At 66.7% G+C, this 16,005-nt stretch carries 16 protein-coding genes; 7 read left to right on the top strand and 9 right to left on the bottom strand.

The features are described 5' to 3' along the window. Positions 1-538: 538 nt before the first annotated feature. Together Pme01_RS10735 and Pme01_RS10730 are read right to left on the bottom strand one after the other, a co-directional pair. Positions 539-904, bottom strand: coding sequence for an STAS domain-containing protein (locus Pme01_RS10735; protein WP_168114555.1), 366 nt, complete (start codon positions 902-904; stop codon positions 539-541). A 165-nt stretch (positions 905-1,069) separates the two neighbouring features. Continuing rightward, positions 1,070-1,441 carry an STAS domain-containing protein gene (locus Pme01_RS10730; RefSeq protein WP_168114554.1) on the bottom strand — a complete coding sequence of 124 codons (372 nt, stop codon included), beginning with the start codon at positions 1,439-1,441 and terminating at the stop codon, positions 1,070-1,072. Between the two features lie 423 nt (positions 1,442-1,864). Here Pme01_RS10730 and Pme01_RS10725 point away from each other — a divergent pair, with 423 nt between their 5' ends. Next, on the top strand, positions 1,865-2,188 hold the full coding sequence (locus tag Pme01_RS10725) for an STAS domain-containing protein (protein WP_168114553.1): 324 nt from the start codon (positions 1,865-1,867) through the stop codon (positions 2,186-2,188). Between the two features lie 45 nt (positions 2,189-2,233). On the opposite strand, the gene Pme01_RS10720 is transcribed toward Pme01_RS10725, so the two are convergent. Both Pme01_RS10720 and Pme01_RS10715 read right to left on the bottom strand, forming a co-directional pair. Next, positions 2,234-2,620 carry a response regulator gene (locus tag Pme01_RS10720; RefSeq protein WP_168114552.1) on the bottom strand — a complete coding sequence of 129 codons (387 nt, stop codon included), beginning with the start codon at positions 2,618-2,620 and terminating at the stop codon, positions 2,234-2,236. Positions 2,621-2,800: 180 nt separating this feature from the next. Continuing rightward, complete coding sequence (locus tag Pme01_RS10715) at positions 2,801-3,127, bottom strand: STAS domain-containing protein (protein WP_168114551.1); 327 nt, start codon at positions 3,125-3,127, stop codon at positions 2,801-2,803. A 795-nt stretch (positions 3,128-3,922) separates the two neighbouring features. Between Pme01_RS10715 and Pme01_RS10710 the strand changes: the two genes are divergently transcribed. Beyond that, positions 3,923-4,285 (top strand): hypothetical protein, encoded by a 363-nt coding sequence (locus Pme01_RS10710; protein ID WP_203935534.1) that lies wholly within the window; start codon positions 3,923-3,925, stop codon positions 4,283-4,285. 66 nt (positions 4,286-4,351) lie between these two features. On the opposite strand, the gene Pme01_RS10705 is transcribed toward Pme01_RS10710, so the two are convergent. The 3 genes from Pme01_RS10705 to Pme01_RS10695 form a co-directional block, all read right to left on the bottom strand. Next, positions 4,352-4,930 (bottom strand): hypothetical protein, encoded by a 579-nt coding sequence (locus tag Pme01_RS10705; protein WP_168114549.1) that lies wholly within the window; start codon positions 4,928-4,930, stop codon positions 4,352-4,354. A gap of 784 nt (positions 4,931-5,714) precedes the next feature. Then, entirely contained in the window at positions 5,715-6,305 is a 591-nt protein-coding gene (idi, locus tag Pme01_RS10700; protein WP_168114548.1) for an isopentenyl-diphosphate Delta-isomerase, read from the bottom strand. A 595-nt stretch (positions 6,306-6,900) separates the two neighbouring features. After that, positions 6,901-7,773 carry a class I SAM-dependent methyltransferase gene (locus tag Pme01_RS10695; RefSeq protein WP_168114547.1) on the bottom strand — a complete coding sequence of 291 codons (873 nt, stop codon included), beginning with the start codon at positions 7,771-7,773 and terminating at the stop codon, positions 6,901-6,903. An 822-nt stretch (positions 7,774-8,595) separates the two neighbouring features. On the opposite strand from Pme01_RS10695, the gene Pme01_RS10690 reads away from it, so the two are divergent. From Pme01_RS10690 to Pme01_RS10675, 4 genes are read left to right on the top strand one after another with little or no spacing between them, the layout of a single operon-like run. Continuing rightward, positions 8,596-10,974 carry a sensor histidine kinase gene (locus Pme01_RS10690; protein WP_239088135.1) on the top strand — a complete coding sequence of 793 codons (2,379 nt, stop codon included), beginning with the start codon at positions 8,596-8,598 and terminating at the stop codon, positions 10,972-10,974. Beyond that, positions 10,971-11,408 carry a roadblock/LC7 domain-containing protein gene (locus Pme01_RS10685; RefSeq protein ID WP_168114545.1) on the top strand — a complete coding sequence of 146 codons (438 nt, stop codon included), beginning with the start codon at positions 10,971-10,973 and terminating at the stop codon, positions 11,406-11,408. Before Pme01_RS10690 ends, Pme01_RS10685 begins: the two co-directional genes overlap by 4 nt. Continuing rightward, positions 11,398-11,763, top strand: coding sequence for a DUF742 domain-containing protein (locus Pme01_RS10680; RefSeq protein ID WP_168114544.1), 366 nt, complete (start codon positions 11,398-11,400; stop codon positions 11,761-11,763). The genes Pme01_RS10685 and Pme01_RS10680 overlap by 11 nt, the downstream gene beginning before the upstream one ends. A gap of 19 nt (positions 11,764-11,782) precedes the next feature. After that, positions 11,783-12,337, top strand: coding sequence for a GTP-binding protein (locus Pme01_RS10675; protein WP_308441046.1), 555 nt, complete (start codon positions 11,783-11,785; stop codon positions 12,335-12,337). A 158-nt stretch (positions 12,338-12,495) separates the two neighbouring features. On the opposite strand, the gene Pme01_RS10670 is transcribed toward Pme01_RS10675, so the two are convergent. Together Pme01_RS10670 and Pme01_RS10665 are read right to left on the bottom strand one after the other, a co-directional pair. Then, complete coding sequence (locus tag Pme01_RS10670) at positions 12,496-13,908, bottom strand: tryptophanase (protein ID WP_168114643.1); 1,413 nt, start codon at positions 13,906-13,908, stop codon at positions 12,496-12,498. A 49-nt stretch (positions 13,909-13,957) separates the two neighbouring features. Then, positions 13,958-15,088 (bottom strand): tryptophan dimethylallyltransferase family protein, encoded by a 1,131-nt coding sequence (locus Pme01_RS10665; RefSeq protein ID WP_168114542.1) that lies wholly within the window; start codon positions 15,086-15,088, stop codon positions 13,958-13,960. 683 nt (positions 15,089-15,771) lie between these two features. Here Pme01_RS10665 and Pme01_RS10660 point away from each other — a divergent pair. Further along, positions 15,772-16,002, top strand: coding sequence for a transposase (locus Pme01_RS10660; RefSeq protein ID WP_168114541.1), 231 nt, complete (start codon positions 15,772-15,774; stop codon positions 16,000-16,002). The last annotated feature ends 3 nt before the right edge of the window (positions 16,003-16,005 follow it).

Genomic DNA, 16,005 nt, shown 5'->3' with positions numbered 1-16,005 from the left:
GCCGGCGGCCGCGGCCACCGCCGCCGTCGCAATCGTCGGCCAGCGCCACGCCGGCCGACGTGTCGCCGATGAGGGCGGTGAGAGGTGAACGTCGGCGGTCTCGGGCGGCGACCGTGACCGACATCGGTCCTGATCTGCGCACGGGGCAGATGGGCGGCGCGGAACGAGCCGGCCCCGGGCGGGTGGAGCGGGCTCGTCCACGCTCGATGCGCGGTGGAAGGTCGCTGTCGTGCCGGCCGGTGCGGGAGTCGGACACAGGCCTCGTCGCCGCAGGCGCATCCCGGCGGGCGAGGCGGCGCGGGTCGTCGCCGGGATATCGCGCGCCGCGCTGTCCCGGGGGACGGCGCGGAGCCGGGCAAGGCAGGCAGATGTCTCCGCCCGGCTCCACGCCGCCGACGTGTCGCGGCAATCCCCGTCGAGTGGGGGCGAGATGCCGAGGACGGCCGCGACCGCGGGGACGAGGCCAGCGAGCCGACGCCGGGTGACGGTCGTGTACGCGGGCCACGCGTCGAAGGGGAGGTGCGCGACCCGACCACGGTCAACCCGGTCGGTTCACTGAACGCTCGTCGTCGATAAAGGCGCCGAGAATCTTGCATATGTCACACCGTCGGGTGCGCCCTGCGGCCGCCTCCGCGGGTTTCCACATCGGGCGGGGGCGGATGGTGCTGGCGACCGTCGACGGGGGCCAGGCGGCGTCCACCGGGGCGGCGGTGCCGATACGGGCCGGCGGCGGGCCGCGCATGAGGTCCACACCGAGCACCCCGAGGACCCGTGCGGTGACGACGCTGACCGCGGTCAGCCGCCGCGGTACGCCGACCTGGGCGCTGATGCTCCGGGCGGTGACGAGGGCGCCGATGCCGGCGGAGTCGATGAAATCCAGGCCGCGACGGTCGAACGATGGCAAGCCCGGCATCCGTCTGCAGGGCTGCGTGGGGCTGTGCCCCGGGGTGTGGCGGTTTCGACCGCCGTGATGGACGGCAAGCCGAGCCACTGGTGACGAACGCGTCCGGGCGCCGACCGCGGCGAACCAGCCACGCGCGTGACCGGCGTGGGCTGCGGCGAGCGCCGGCTAGCCGACCGGGGTCAATGCGGTGCGAGGGCCGGTCGGCGCCGCGGGCGGGTCGTCGGCCAGGCCCCACAGCCGGGCCAGGCCGGTCATGCGCAGCAGTCGGGTCGCCGGCGGGCTGGCGGCGGCCACGGTGAACGGCAGGCCGGCGGCACGGGCGGTCTTGAACGCGGTGACCAGGGCGGCCACGCCGACCGAGTCGATGAACACCACCCCCGACAGGTCCACCGCGATGCCGGCTTCACCCGCCTGTTCGACCGCGTCGGCGATAACCGCCCGCAGCCGGGGCGCGCTGACCACGTCGATGTCGCCGCGGGCGTGGATGATCACCGTGCCGTCGTGGCGGCGGCTCAGCCGCGTGTCCGCGCGATCCACATCATCCTCCAAGCTGCGCGTTGGGCGCCTGGGGTGGTAACCCGCGATCGAGATCGCCAAACGTCGCCGCGGGCGATCCCCCCCATCGGGTGACCGCATTTAGGGCCTTGCTCGACCGCCAACCATGGGGCGGTAGCGGCCGCACCAAGATCGGCGGTCGAGCAAACCGACGGTAGCGGCCGATCGTGGTATCGCCGGCGGCGCCGAGGGAGCGAGCACCGGCAGCACAATCGCCCGCGCTCGCAAGGTGCAGGGCGACCCGGTCACCCCGGGCACCAGCCGCGGCCCGCACCCGGCGCGTCCGGCCGCAGGCGTCGATACGCCGGCCCACACCATCGGCTGCCGCCCGTTCGGCGGAGTTGTGGACCCGTGGCGTACGGTGGATGCCGGACCACCGCTCAGGCAGGAAGCCGGACAGCTGACATGGCAAGCGCGTTGATCAGTACCCGACGTGCTCCCGACGGCAGCGTGCTGGTCGAAGTCCGTGGTGACGTCGACATCCAGTCCTCCACCCGGCTGCGCGACATCCTCGTCGACACCGCCACCCGTGTGATGCCGGCCAAGGTCACGGTGGATCTGCTGCACGTGACGTTCATCGACTCCACCGGCATCGGGGCTCTTGCAGCCGGCCACAACGCCGCCCAGCGGCGCGGCCTGGGTTTCGCTGTCCGCAACGCCACCGGCATGGTCGCCGCCCAGCTCCGCCAGACCGGCCTGCACGACGCGGTGGCCGGCGGCAACGGGTAAGTACCCCGGCCCGTACCGCCCCGGTCCGCCCGCCAAAACGGCCCTTTACCCGGTAGGTAACCGGACATGATGGCGCAGGCGATCGGCGAGAACGGTCTCGACGGTGGTCACCAGGTCCGGCGGTGCGACGGGCTTGCGCAGCAGCCGCGCGACCCGGGGCGGCTCGGCGCCGTCGAGGTCGACCCAGCCGCCGGTCACCAGGATGACCGGGATGTCCGCGACGGCGGGATCGGCGGCGATCTCGGTCACGAGTTCCAGCCCGCTCATACCCGGCGGCATCGCGACATCGGTCAGCAGCAGATCCGGCGGGTCCTTGCGGACCTGAGCCAGGGCCGACTCGCCGTCCGGGCACGCCACCGTGTCATGGCCGGCGCGGGTGAGGACACGCGCGTACGCGGCGAGGAGGTCAGGGTCATCATCAACAATCACCACACGGGCCAAGGCATCCTCCGAGTCGATGGAATGGTCCGAGGATGATACCGGGCAAAAGCGCAGCAAGTATCTGGCGTGTGGCGCGGTATGCCGTCCACGACCTCCGTCGGAGGGGACGGATCCGCGACCGGCGCTCACCACACGCTCATGAGACGGCGACGCGGCCCGTTGCGCGGACGGTCAGCTCGCTACGTTCGCCGCCTCCCCGACCGGGCCGGTTCTGGTCAGGGCGGCCAGCACACCGGCGACGTTGAGCACCCGGCGTACCTGGCCGCGGGCATTGGTCACCACGAAGGCGCAGCCGCGCTGACGGGCGGCACGGCGCACCGCGAGGAGGGTCCCGATGCTCGTCGAGTCGATGAAGACCACACCGCGAACATCGACGGTGAGATGAGTCGGCCGTGCGGCTAGCGCGTCAAACAACACCTCACGCAGTTCGTCGCGGGCCCGGACGTCGGCTTCGCCGGCGAGGACGATCGTGATGTGGTCATCGGCGTGACTAACCACGTATGCCAGAGTCACAACCGCTCGCCCGTCTTCACCACAGCTACTTCCTCACAATCGGTGACGCTACCCGTGCGCTTCACGGTCGGCTGTCGGCCGGACTCGGAGCGTAACCCGCACGACGGTGATCCGGCAGTAGACCTTCAGACGATCCGTGGCCACGACGGCTGCGACGTGCGTCCGATCCCGGCGGGTCCGAACGGACAGTAACCATAGGCGGCGGGTAGGGGACGGGTCGCCGAGTCGCACACTCGGCCCCGTTACCGTGGTGTCAACGCGGGTCCCACTGCGGTTCTGGTCCACTCTTCGCGATCGAGGTTGTCCCGCGACGTGGTCATGTCGCGAGGAGCACGTGTGCGGAGGAGATCGAGCTTCGCGGCGCCGAATATCTGTCGCTTGAGTATCTTGATGCGGTTGACGTGACCTTTTACAGGCCCGGAACTGTGCGGCAGGATCCGACGTTGAATACAGCGTCGTGGCCACGGGTGGGGCCGGCGGTGAAGGAGTGCCGCCCGGGCTGAGCCTCTACGGTGGGGAACCGTCCGGCAGGGCCTGCCTCTGGCGGGCGGTGGCAAGCCGACCCGGACCGCAGGCGCACCAGCGCCGAGGACGGGAAGCGGCGCGGCGGTATCCGCAAGGCCGCAGTGTCGGGGCATGTACAGGGCGACCCCGCTGCCGCCGCGTGAGCCTGCAGACGATCAACCATCCACGCGGTACTCGTCCCTCCTGCGAGTGACTGGCGCGCTCCCATCCGTGCCGACAGCATGGATCGTCGGTATGCGGCCTTACCGTGGCGCAGTGATCAATCCCGGCACTCTCCCGGTTGACGGCGCCACCGAAGCCGCCGCAGCGCAGAACATGACCGTCTTCATCACAGCGGTGCTGGAGCAAGGCGGTCAGCTTGCCGGTGACCCGGTCCGCGACCCAGAGGCCGACCGGGACGGCCGGTTCGGCTACCTGCTGCCGGTCACGAGCGGCTCGACCGTACGGGTGCTCATGCCTGGCGTCGACCTGCAGCGCGTCCGCGATGACCTGACCGTGGCCGCACCTTGTCTGTACGTTGACGACGAGCCCTGGTGGTGGCCGTCTGCGGTCACCCAGGCCGTCGGTGCCACCGCCCGACTGGCCGTAGCCGAATTAACCGGCCAGACCGAGGACTGAGCCCGGCTCCACGGGCTGGATAACCAGACCGGGTCAGCGGCCGTGCTGCTATCGCGGATGGTCTGATCAGTGCAGCTTCGTCCTGGCAATCGCCACCAAGGTCCGAGCGAGGCCGTGTGCTGGCAACGTCTGGTTCGACCCGCCCGTCATTGCCAGCGTGACGACCCCACACCGGCGGCAGTACCAACATCGCCGCCACAGAGCGCGGGCCCTCTCTGCTATCGGTCCACTGGCACTGAGCTTCCGCTTGCGTACCAGGATCACGCAGGTCAAGGCCGCGATGACGAGCCCGAGCAGAGAGGCGAAACCAGCCACCGCGCCAAAGTCCGACCGTGCCGGGTCGAGGTTGGACAGCATCACGAACTCCAAGAAGACCGCCACGCCTAAGCACACCGCCGGGGCTGTGACTGTCTGCAATCGTGCCGGAGGCGCGAGCATCGCAGCGAGACGCGTCTTCGTCTGCACGCGTCCCGTCAGATAGCCGGCATAGCCGTTCGCACCCATGTTGCCCGCCCGTACCAACACGGTCGGGGATTCTTCGAGGACAACTGCTGCAACGCTGACCATCTGCTCACTTTGCCCGCAGCTCCCGCACGGCGTGACGGTGGCCTGTACGGCGCGACGCATGGGAGTCTTCGCGACCATGGCGCCAGTGTGCCCCACGCGTAGGACAGTCCCGCAAGCCTAAATCGACGCGGCGGCTGCGCCGAGGACGACCCTGTTGATCCGGTCGCACCCATCATGGGCCGTAGGGGCTGTCAGCAGGACAGGGACGAATGAGTACACCAAGACGTCAACCGCCGTCATCTACTGACCACGACGGCGTGCTGTTTCCTGGTACGCGGAACAATGGCTAGAGACCTGCAGCGAGGCTGATGTGCGACCGGTGGCGTGCGCTGCGTCCGAAAGAACTGCCAACAAGGGGGAGGTGGTGACGTTGCCAGAGGAGGAGGCGCCAACCAGGTCTAGTGGACGCCGTGCGGCGAGGCGTGTTTGGACCGTGGAGGCGGTGAGGGAATTGGGTACCGTCACCGATCTCGTGACTGCCGCTTCGGTGCTGTGTATCGGACGCAGCAAGGCGTACGAGTTGGCACGAACCGGGCAGTTTTCGGTCGAGGTATTGCATGTGGGGAGGCGCTACCTGGTGCCCGTCTCGGCCCTGCTAAAGGTGACCGGCTTCGCGCCGACGCGAGATTAGTAAGACGGACACCCAAGGTCGACGAAGACGTCGGAATCGGATGGGACCTCCATCCTAAGATGCTTTACGTGGTGCAGCCCTTGTCACCGAGGTGGATAGCGGCGAGCGAGCCTTCGCGATCGACGAGTTCCTCCTTGTCGATGGACCTCCAGGCGCAGGATCTGCCCTGGCTCGGTGCTCTTCGATGACTTCGCCAAGCCTTCTGAGTCGCGTGGATGCGATATTCGGCACCTACAGGGTCAAGCGAGCCGCGGGCGGGAGGTCCGCGGTATGGCCTCGCGGCCACGACAACGGATCAGGGCCGAGTCCGTCGAGCTCGGTGACCTGTAGCCGGCACCATGGGGAGACATCGCGGGTTCCATCGAGGACGGATCCGGCGAAATCTTGCCATGGGAGCCATAGGAATTCGCCGACCTCAGCTGGATTTGGCGTTGGCTGCGTATCGACTGTCGCGCTGAAGACAGGACAGATCTCGTTTTCTACCACGCCGTCAGCCATGGTTGCCCGGTAGCGGAACCGAGGAAGCCTCAGCTCGAGCGGCCCAACCGCGGCAAGGCCTAGTTCGTCCTTCAGGCGGCGGACGACGGCGTCATCGATTGGTTCATCTGCGAGCGGATGGCCACAGCAGGAGTTTGTCCACACGCCCGGCCACGTTTGTTTTGTCAATGCGCGTCGAGTCAGCAACAACCTCGCGTTCGTGTCGAAGACGTAGCAGGAGAATGCGAGGTGCAGCGGAGTGTTCCGGTGGTGCACATGTGCCTTAGCGTGGACGCCGATCCGGTTGCCTTCTTCATCGAGAAGTATGACTTGATCTGCCGTCATTGGCTGATGCTGCCACGCCAGCGACGCCCTATCAAGAGAGTGATCCGTCTAGCTTGATGCGGCGAGCTCAAGGGGGCCGGGCGTAGGGAGAACAGCGAGTGAGCCCCCACCCCGCCCAATCCGATCATGCCGGTTGGAGGGGCACCCGGGCCCGGCTCGTCGCTGCCTCCCGCCCGGCTGTCGACCATCGACTGTCCATAGGCGGCGGCGCCACTCGAGCTGCGTGAGCGCCGTCGCCGAATGGGTTGTCGCAACGGTCGGGCCCCGTATCGCGTTCCCGCGTGCGGAAGGGGTGTGATCAACGATGCCGGTTGGCGTCGATCCGGGCGTCGTGACGTTCGGTAACCATCCGAGTCGCCTTTGTGATCAGGCTCTCACTCGCCACCGGACGATCATGTATTCGATCGTGAGCCATGCCCTACCGGTCGTCTGATCGGGCCCCGAGAGGAGTGGCTTGGATTGGTGACATCCGGCCTCGGTACCGTGCGTGTCGACGCCACCGGGGTGCCGCCCAACCCGGTCCCCGTCACCTGTGAGGGCGGAGAGGGACTGACCGACGGGCGCGCCGTCGTCGGACTGGGCGCCACCCAGGCTGCTACAGGCTTGAGGGCCGGGTTGCGGCGAACCAGCCTACGGTGAACACCCCTGCGCCTCGCGCGGCGTCCAGCGCCCGTTTGCCGTCCTGGAACAGCTCACCGGACTGGCCGCTGTAGGTCAACCACTTCTTCCGGTCTTCGGGCGGGGTGCTGCCCCAGCACGGCTCTCCCTCGAACTCGTCCACGGCGTGGGTGACGTCGAATCCCGCCGTGCGCATCATGGCGGCATAGCTGTCGAGCGTGCCCAGGCCGGACAGCCGAATGTGCTCACAGACCGGCCTGATGATGGACTGGATCTGCTCGTCGGTCTGGTAGTCGCCGAACGGGCGCTGTAGCCAGTCCAGTCCGACCAGCCGACCACCTGGCTTCAGTACCCGGAAGGCAGCCTGGAAGAATGCCTGCTTGTCGGGAAGGTGGCACACCGACTCGAAGAACGTGACCGCGTCGAAGCTGCCGTCGGGCCAGGCACCCAGGGTGCGATAGTCGCGGTCGCCGACGGTCAGGAAGAAGACCTGATCGTCCAGCCCCTTGTCGGCGGCCAGTTGGCGGGCGCGCTGGCCGAGCGTTTCGGTATTGGACAGCCCGACGAAGGTGGCTCCTGTCATCTCTGCCATCTGTGTGGTCGCGCCGCCGGGCCCGGAGCCGAAATCGAGAGCGCGCTGGCCGGGTTCGAGTCCGGCGAGGTCCATCAGGCGACGTTCCATGATCTCCGCCGCCTCCGCCACGGACTTGCCGGCCGCTTCGGCGTCGCGGGCACCGTGATGCCAGATGGTGCCCATCAATGCCGTGTAGGCCTGGCCTGCACCCTCTCCACCGTCGCTGTCGTCGTAGAACCGCCGAACTTTCGCCTCATGGAGTCGGGTGTTGGTCATGATGCCCTCCTGCCGGTCGATCCGATCGGGTCGCCGAAGTACCACGTTCCGTCCGTGGCGGTCGGCGACATCACCGATTGTCTATTGCCGGGGCCGAACTGATCTAGTGGCCGTTGCGAACCGGTGTGGTGGTGCACCCCACCTCGCCGTCGTCTGGACAAGTGCTTCACCGGGCCATCGGGGACGGTACGACGCTGGCCCGCCGTCTGCCTGACCTCCTGCTACCCATGGCATCCCCTCAGCGTTGCCGACGACCCGCTCCGGGCTGCCCGGCTTTCAGCGCGTGACGTCCACGTGTCACCGCCGACCTCGAGCGCCGGCGCGCCGGTGATGGCGGCCGCGTAGAACTGGCGGCATGCCGATGAGCCACAACCGGGTCGCACGTCCGCCGGTCTCGGTCCGGCTCAGCCGCGCGAGGTGTCGCTGGGCGTCCGCGCTGAACTGTCCATAACACACTGTCCTATCGCTACGGACGACGCGATGAGGTATCGTCTGCCGATAATCCTTTACTGGCAACAGATTTCGTGCTGCCGCGAGTTAGGCGGGCCAGCTGAGTCGCCGTTGCCAGGCGGGCTGGTACGAGAACGGGCGCACCGCTAGGGTTGCGTACGCATCGACGTCGGTTGGCTGTACCTGCCTACTGACTCTTTCAAGCTGCCCATGATTGGATCGAAGTTGGCGCATCAACAGGGCGACCATGCGAACAAGCGGACCAGTTCGCACAACGGAGATCAGCCAACGGTGCCGGACCGGCGCCGCGGTCGACAGCAGTCTATTAGACGGCGTGTCATCAGGCTGGTGCTCGTCCCTAGTGTGGTGGCCGTGGTCCTGTGGCTCGTGGCCTCCGGATACCTCGTCTTCCAAGGTTTCTACAACCGGACGGTCGCTGCCAGCGTCCGAGAGGTTTCGATTCCCGCGGTCTCCGCGTTGGCCTCGATCCAGCAAGAGCGGCGATTGAGCGTCGCGTACCTGGCGCAGACGTCGAGCGACCTGCAGCGGCTTCTCGATCAACGGCGGCAGACCGACCGGCCGCTTGCCAAGCTCAACAACGTGGCCGAGTCGGCGTTGGCTGGCGCTCCGGACTCCATCGTGACCCGGTGGAAGAAGCTGACCGGTTACCTAGATCAGCTCCCGAGCGTACGAAGTACCGTCGATTCCCGGACGGCCCCGCCGCAGCGGGTCTACGAGTTCTACAACCAACTGCTCGACGCGGCGACCGACCTCTTCGATACTCAGGCTCGGATAGTGCCCGATGCCACGGCCACCCAGGGCGCCATAGCGGGCATGGAAGTCTTCCGCGCCACCGACGAAATGTCCCGCGCCGGATCCATCATCGACGGCGCATTCGGGTCCCGCGCGTTCGCCCAGAACGACTATCTCGCGTTCGTGGGCCTGGTAGGCGCTTACCACTCCGCGCTGACCAATGTCGCTCCCAACTTGCAGCCGGATGTACGCGAGCGTTATCAGAGCCTCGCCGAGGGCTCCGCCTGGAAGGAGCTTGTCGCCGCCGAGAACGCGCTCATCACCGGCGGCGCGTGGGTCAACGGTGTACCTCGCACCCTGTCCGTCAACAGCGGGCGCTGGGAGGCGCTCAACCGCCAGGTCTCCGACGAGTTGGTCAGCCTCACCGTTGCGCAGGCCGATCAGGTTTCGGTCCAGGCGCTCGACACCGGCAACAACCAGTTGCTGGGCGCGCTGCTAGGGAGTCTGCTGGCGTTGTCCGTCGCGATCGCCGCGATTTTGTGGGCAATCCGCCAGTCGCAGGTGCTGGTAGACCAGGCCCTGTCCGTCCGCCTGGCACAACTCGGCGAGGAGGCCGCCGGAATCGTGGACCAGCAGCTGCCGGCCATGATGGAGCGGCTACGCCGACGCGAAAAGATCAACCTCGCGGTCGAACTGCCGACCAAGGATTACGGAAGCGACGAAATCGGCCAGGTCGCGGACGCCATCAACAAGTCACTACGGGTGGCGGCGGGAGCGGCGATCGACGAGGCGAAGACCCGGGCTGCCGGCATGACGATGCTGATGGGTGTCGCGCGCCGTCCCCAGCGTCCCCTCCAGCGCGGACTTAAGGTCATCGAGGACCTGCAGAACCGAATCGGTGACGAAGAACTGCTGACCGAACTGTTCGACATCAACCATCAGCTTACGCAGACCCGACGGTTCCTGGAGAACCTGGTCATCCTGGCTGGTGGACAGATCGGCCGACGCTTCCAAAATCCGGTACCTATTCGTCGGCTGCTGCTGGCTGCATTCGCGGAGACACAGCATTACCAACGGATCACGCTTCTCAGTGCGCCCGAAGTGGCGTTGGTGGGGCAGGCGGTCGCTGGAACCGTCCATCTTCTGGCCGAACTGTTGGACAACGCGCTTGCGTTCTCGCCTCCGGAGACAACGGTGCGGGTCGCGTGCAACGAGGTCACGCGCGGCGTCGTGGTGGAAATCGAAGACGCCGGCGTAGGAATGAGGCCGGACGCACTGGAAGCCGCGAACGAACTGCTGGCCACCTCGCCCACGCCCGACGTAACGGCGCTGAAGGACGGCGCACAGGTCGGGTTGCACGTCGTAGCGGAACTGGCCAAGCGTGACGGTATCCAGGTCAGCCTTCGCCGTTCGGCGTACGGTGGGTTGCTGGCGGTCGTGCTTCTGCCCCACCACGTCATCGCCACCGACGCCGCGCCTGACGGTTCGGATGCAGACGCTCAGCTGCCCGGCGCCGGCCTTTCGGTATCGTCGCCGAACGGCATCAGTCACTACGATCAGCGTCCAGCTGCCGTGCCCCCTGCCACGCCGGTGGTGACCGTCTCGAACGGATCGGCTCAGGCGTCATCCAAACCCGACGCCGGACAGGTCAGACTTCCTCACCGCGCGGGCGGCACGACGAAGGATCATCAAACGAACGTCAGCGCGAGCGGCTCCAGCCGCGCAGGATCTTCCGTTGCGTCTGCGGTCAGCGCTGATTCGTCCCGATCACGTGCCCCTGTGCCTAGGCCCCTGCCTCACCGGCAGCCCCAGCAGCACCTCGCGCCCGCGCTGCGCAACGACGACCCGCCGGGCGCCGACTTGCAGCAAGCGGAGTCCGCGAGATCACCCGAGGAGGCTCGGGACCGGTTTGCGCAGTATCAACAGTCCTGGGCCGCCGGTCAGACATCGCATGACAACGACACCGTAACCACAGATGGGCAAGGCAGGAAGGCATGACCAACTCGACATCCCAGAATGACCTGACCTGGATGCTGGACGATCTCGTGGGGGTTCCCGATGTTGAGTATGCCGCCGTCCTTTCCGCCGACGGACTGATCATTCAGAAGTCCACGTCGTTGCCTCAGGAAGCCGCGGAGCTACTGGCTGCTGGCGCGTCCTCGTTGCACAGCGTCGCCGCAGGAATGGGCAGGCACTTCGAGGGTGGACCGGTACAACAAGTCGTCATCGAATACCGCGGTCAAACCATGTTCGTCGCGGCGGCCGGCCAGAACGCCCGCTTGGCCGTCGTCTGCGACCAGGCCGTCAACATGGGAACGGTCGCCTACGAGATAAGCCGCCTGGTGAGGCGAATCGGCGAATACCTCGGTACCGAGGCACGGCCGGCTGCGCTGATGCCCCATGGCCAATCTGGTACAGGCCATGACGTATGACGTGTGGGATGGCGACGACGATGCCGAGGCTGGGCGGCTCGTGCCGCTGTACATCCTTGTTAATGGGCGTACCAGTCCCAGGAACACCGACCTCGACCTAGCAACCCAGGTTATTGCCCTGCCGGTTGACAAGTCGCGGTTGGAGCCGGAGTATCAGAGAATCGTCGAGCGGTGCGATCGCTGGATGTCCATAGCCGAGCTGGGCGCATATCTGCATCGTCCGCTCGGCATCACCAAAGTAATGGTCGATGTGCTCCTCGAGCAGGGATTTCTGGGAATCGGAGCTCCTGCACAGCAATCGATCCCGGATCGTGCGGTACTCGAGACGGTTCTCGCTGCACTCGAAAGACTTTAACAAAGAGGGACTGATAAAGGTGGATCGTAAATCGGTCAAGGTCGTTGTGGCGGGCGGGTTCGGCGCCGGCAAGACCACCTTGGTCGGCTCGGTCAGCGAAATTCCGCCATTGACCACGGAAGAAGTCCTGACGCGGGCCAGCGTCGGGGTGGACGACGTCACGGGCGTGGAAAGCAAGACGAGCACGACGGTCGCTCTGGACTTCGGGCGGATCACTATTACTCCCGACACCGTGCTTTATCTCTTCGGAACTCCGGGGCAGGACCGATTTTGGTTCATCTGGGACGAGCTCGCCCGAGGGGCTGTCGGTGCTATCGTGCTCATCGACACCCGACGGCTGGAGGCCAGCTTCCCAGCAGTCGACTATTTCGAGCGGCGGGGCATCCCGTTCGTCGCTGCCGTCAACCGGTTCTTCGGCGATTGCCCGTACAGCGAAGAAGAGATCCGTTCAGCCTTGGAGTTGGGTCCGTCGGTTCCGCTCGTGTGGTGCGATGCCCGGGACCGGTCGTCGAGCAAACAGGCTCTGATCGGCCTGGTCCGGCACGCGTTGACACGCCTGCCTGTCGGGAGTTGACAGGGTGCGCGTGAGGCGCCAGGCCGCCCGGGCGTCGACGTTGGAGTCGGCGCCGGGAGGCCGGCGACGATCACTGGTCACAGGTCATGACCGCACCGCGCAGTGTCGCCGGCAGTTGTGCGGAACGGCTCAGTCGAGTGACTGCGGAGACGGAACGTCTATGCGTCGGTGGCCGCGGCTCCCTCCGTCGCCGTCACCGGCTCCAGGATGACTTTGAAGGGGCGAAGCAGGCGCGGCGCTGAGACGATCCGGTAGCCGCGGACCCGCTCGGGGTCCTTGGCGATGTCGGCGAGAACCGCGGCCACGTACTCCAGGTGGGTGTCGGTGTATACCCGGCGCGGGATCGCCAACCGGACGAGTTCGAAGGGAGCGGGGGTCACCAGCTGGTGCTGGTCGTCCACGGTACCCAGGTAGAGCGAGCCTACTTCCGCACAGCGGATGCCACCGTCGAGATACAGCTGACAGCCCAGGGAGTGCCCCGGGAAGTCACGCGGGGAGAGGTGGGGCAGCAGCCTGGCGGCATTGAGATATAGGCCGTGGATGCCGGCAGGCTGGACGGTGGCCACGCCGGCGTCGTTGATCAGCCGGGCCAGTCGGGCCGTCGATGCGGCACGGGCCCTCAGGTATGCGGGATCGACCACCTCGCGGATCCCTTGAGCGAGTCGTTCGAGGTCGTGGCCGGCCAGCCCGCCGTAGGTGGAGAACCCTTCACTCGCAATGAGATTCGCCTCGCACACGGCGTGGAGGTCGTCGTCGCGCAGCCCGATGAATCCTCCGATGGCCGACAGACCGTCTTTCTTGAGACTCACCAGGCACCCGTCGGCCAGCTGGAACGCGCGGGTGGCGATCTGCCGAGGCGTCCAGTCGCTATAGGCGGACTCCCGTTGGCTGACCAGCCAGGCATTCTCGGCGAAACGCGCCGCGTCCAGGAAGAACGGCACGTGGTGTCGCCGGCACAGCTCCCGGACAGCCTCGAGGTTGGCCATGGACACCGGCTGCGCACCGAGCCCGTTGTTGGTAATGGTCATCAGGACCAGCCCGACCCGGTGACCCTCGGGCCCGGTCAGGGTGCGCTCCAGCGCATCCAGGTCGATATTGCCCTTGAACGGTTCCACGCTGTCGAGGTCAGCCGCCTCGGGGCACGGAAGGTCCCGCGGCTCGGCGCCAGCCAGTTCGACGTTGGCATGGGTGGTGTCAAAATGGGTGTTGCTGATGCAGATCTGGCCCGGCTTCAGGAGGCTGGTGAAGAGGATGCGCTCGCCTGCCCGGCCCTGGTGGACGGGCAGGATGTGCGGATAGCCGGTGAGGTCGACAACCTCGTCGCGGAACCGGAACCACGATCGCGCGCCCGCGTAGGACTCGTCGCCAAGCGCGGCGGCGGCTTCCTGTGCAGCCGACGTGGCACCGGTACCCGAGTCGGACAGCAGGTCGATGGTGATCTGGTCCGCGCGCAGGTTGAACGGGTTGTATCCAGCTTCTGCAAGGGCGCGCTGACGTTCCTCGGCGCTGAGAAAGGGGATCGGTTCGACGACCTTGATCCGATACGGCGGCAGTATCGTGCGCGGGTCCATCTGCACAGCTCGCTCCTTGAATTCCGAACCGTCGGGAAACTCTGAGGTGTCAGGCCGCGGAGCGACCGGCGGGGCGCTTCGCAAGATTACGAAGTACCGGCACCTGCCGTGGACCCGGCGCATTAACCCGGTACGCCTCAGCGGACAGGTACACCGTCACACCCGGCCGGGGTGGGCCTAGTCGTAGTGAGACGTGCGCGATGAGCCCGACGCCGTCACGGAGCGACCGTGGTGACACCGCGGTGATCGCACGATCGAGCTCCGCGCTGTCGAATCCGTACCGGTTCAACAACGACACCACCCGGTCACGGGCCTCCTCGTCATCGCTGACGTAGCTGCGGATCGGCACGTAAGCGCTGTACCCGACGGGTCTGTCAGCTCCGCCCGTGAAGGTGTAGCTGCTCACGAGGGGCCGGCCTTGGAAGGGACCTGGACCGCCACCGGCCGTCTCACAGAACTCGGCGAGTTCCGCCACGTCGACGCCGTCGACCACTCCGGCTGCCCGGACCAGGTCTCGTACTCCGGCACCGTGATGGCTCAGGTAAAGCTTGATGCGAGCGTGCGGTCCGTCATGCAGGTCCAGCGCGAAGAACGACAGCCGATCTGCCCGGCCCAGCTCACCGGGACGGACGCCGTGGTCCAGCATCCTCTGGTACGACGCGCCCAGCCCGAGCCGGTGCAGCGCTTCGGCCACCAGATCCGGCGCTCGCTCGACTCCCTTGAGCTCAGGGTTGAAATAGATTTTGAACTCGGGCCGCCGGCCGTTGCGGAACACCAGCGAATGCCAGAGCGCGAACCTGCCCCGCGGGTCTTCGGTGGCGAACAGATCTTGTATCTGCTCCAGCCGGGAGGCCGACAGGCCGTACCGGTGGGCTTGCGCGTCGAGGAACCGGTGGGCGGCGGCCAGGTTCGTCAAGGCGCCCGGTGGTGACCCCAACGACTCAGCCAGGATCCGCAGCGTGGGAGGCTCGTTCTCGTTGAAGGCGATCGAGAACTCCACGGGAGTGTGATCGTCTGCGATGTCGGACGGCCACGCCGGCGGTTCCGACAACGGACGCGAGCCAGCGGATCCGAGAAGGTCTCCCAGTAGGTCCAGGGGGGCGCGCGGATCAATCCGGGCGACGTCGCACAAGCGCGCCAATTGGCCACTCAAAAGGTCGGCAAGGGACAAGTCACTCATAACTCTGCCCTCTCTTCGCTGGCCCAACCGGTCGTACCTCCATTCGCGCCGTGCTCCTTACCTGCATCGGAGTCGGAGATGTCGTCCCTGGTCGGGTCCTGCTGGTCGCGGCGGTCGCCCGAATGAGCTGCGGAGCCCGTTGCGCAGGCCGCACAACGGCTTTGTCCTGGCTCGGTCGATTCGCCGGCGATCTCGATCACTTGTCGCAGTTTGAATAACGGGCCAGACAGATGTCGAGTGAGACAAGAATCACAGACAGACGTCGATTGATTCCATTTGGTTACATAGATGAATGCTGATGAATGGAGGGAGCCGTAGGGCGCTCCTGTGACGTGCGGAGGGTGTGGTGCCGGCCCACCGTCGTCGTTACGGGATTGGAGGGATCCGATCACCTAGAGCGAGTGGTACTTCTTGCTCTCCGTCCGACATCCGAGACGATCGATTCACGTGACCGGCGAGGCTTGACATGGGCGGCGGGCAATGCTTGAGACCGGGATCTGACCAATGTGGACACCACCGTGCCTGCGAACCGGTGCGGTGGCCCCTGTCGTGCGTAGGCCGACGGGTGTCGGCGCGTCGCGGCGGGCCTGGAGCCTTGGGTGCAATCTTCCGGGTGGACTGAAGTGACCCCCTGAGATCGGACGCCTCCTGACTTGGCATTCTGCCGAGGAGGAGGAATCGAGTTGGCTCGACAGGGCAAGTACCCCGAGGAGTCCCGGCGCCAGGCCGCGGCGCTGGTGCTGGACTCCGGTCGCACGATCCGTGACGTGGGGCGCGAGCTGGGCGTCAACCACGAGACGCTGCGCAACTGGGTCGACGAGCTACGCGCCGAACGTACCGGCGGCCCGGCGGCGGCCGGGTTGAGCAGTGACGAACGAGCCGAGCTGGTCCGGCTGCGCCGTCAGGTTGTCTAGTGG

The organism is Planosporangium mesophilum, assembly GCF_016863255.1.
Taxonomy (GTDB): Bacteria; Actinomycetota; Actinomycetes; order Mycobacteriales; family Micromonosporaceae; genus Planosporangium; species Planosporangium mesophilum.
The sequence above is the reverse complement of the archived record's forward strand: the minus strand, read 5'-3'. Positions and strand labels throughout refer to the sequence as shown.

Bases quoted from the DNA above. Each gene is read 5' to 3' on its own strand.
- Pme01_RS10725 (WP_168114553.1), top strand. From the start codon at position 1,865: ATGGCAAGCGCGTTGATCAGTACCCGACGTGCTCCCGACGGCAGCGTG.
- Pme01_RS10705 (WP_168114549.1), bottom strand. From the start codon at position 4,930: ATGGTCGCGAAGACTCCCATGCGTCGCGCCGTACAGGCCACCGTCACG.
- idi (WP_168114548.1), bottom strand. From the start codon at position 6,305: ATGACGGCAGATCAAGTCATACTTCTCGATGAAGAAGGCAACCGGATC.
- Pme01_RS10695 (WP_168114547.1), bottom strand. From the start codon at position 7,773: ATGACCAACACCCGACTCCATGAGGCGAAAGTTCGGCGGTTCTACGAC.
- Pme01_RS10685 (WP_168114545.1), top strand. From the start codon at position 10,971: ATGACCAACTCGACATCCCAGAATGACCTGACCTGGATGCTGGACGAT.
- Pme01_RS10680 (WP_168114544.1), top strand. From the start codon at position 11,398: ATGACGTATGACGTGTGGGATGGCGACGACGATGCCGAGGCTGGGCGG.
- Pme01_RS10670 (WP_168114643.1), bottom strand. From the start codon at position 13,908: ATGGACCCGCGCACGATACTGCCGCCGTATCGGATCAAGGTCGTCGAA.
- Pme01_RS10665 (WP_168114542.1), bottom strand. From the start codon at position 15,088: ATGAGTGACTTGTCCCTTGCCGACCTTTTGAGTGGCCAATTGGCGCGC.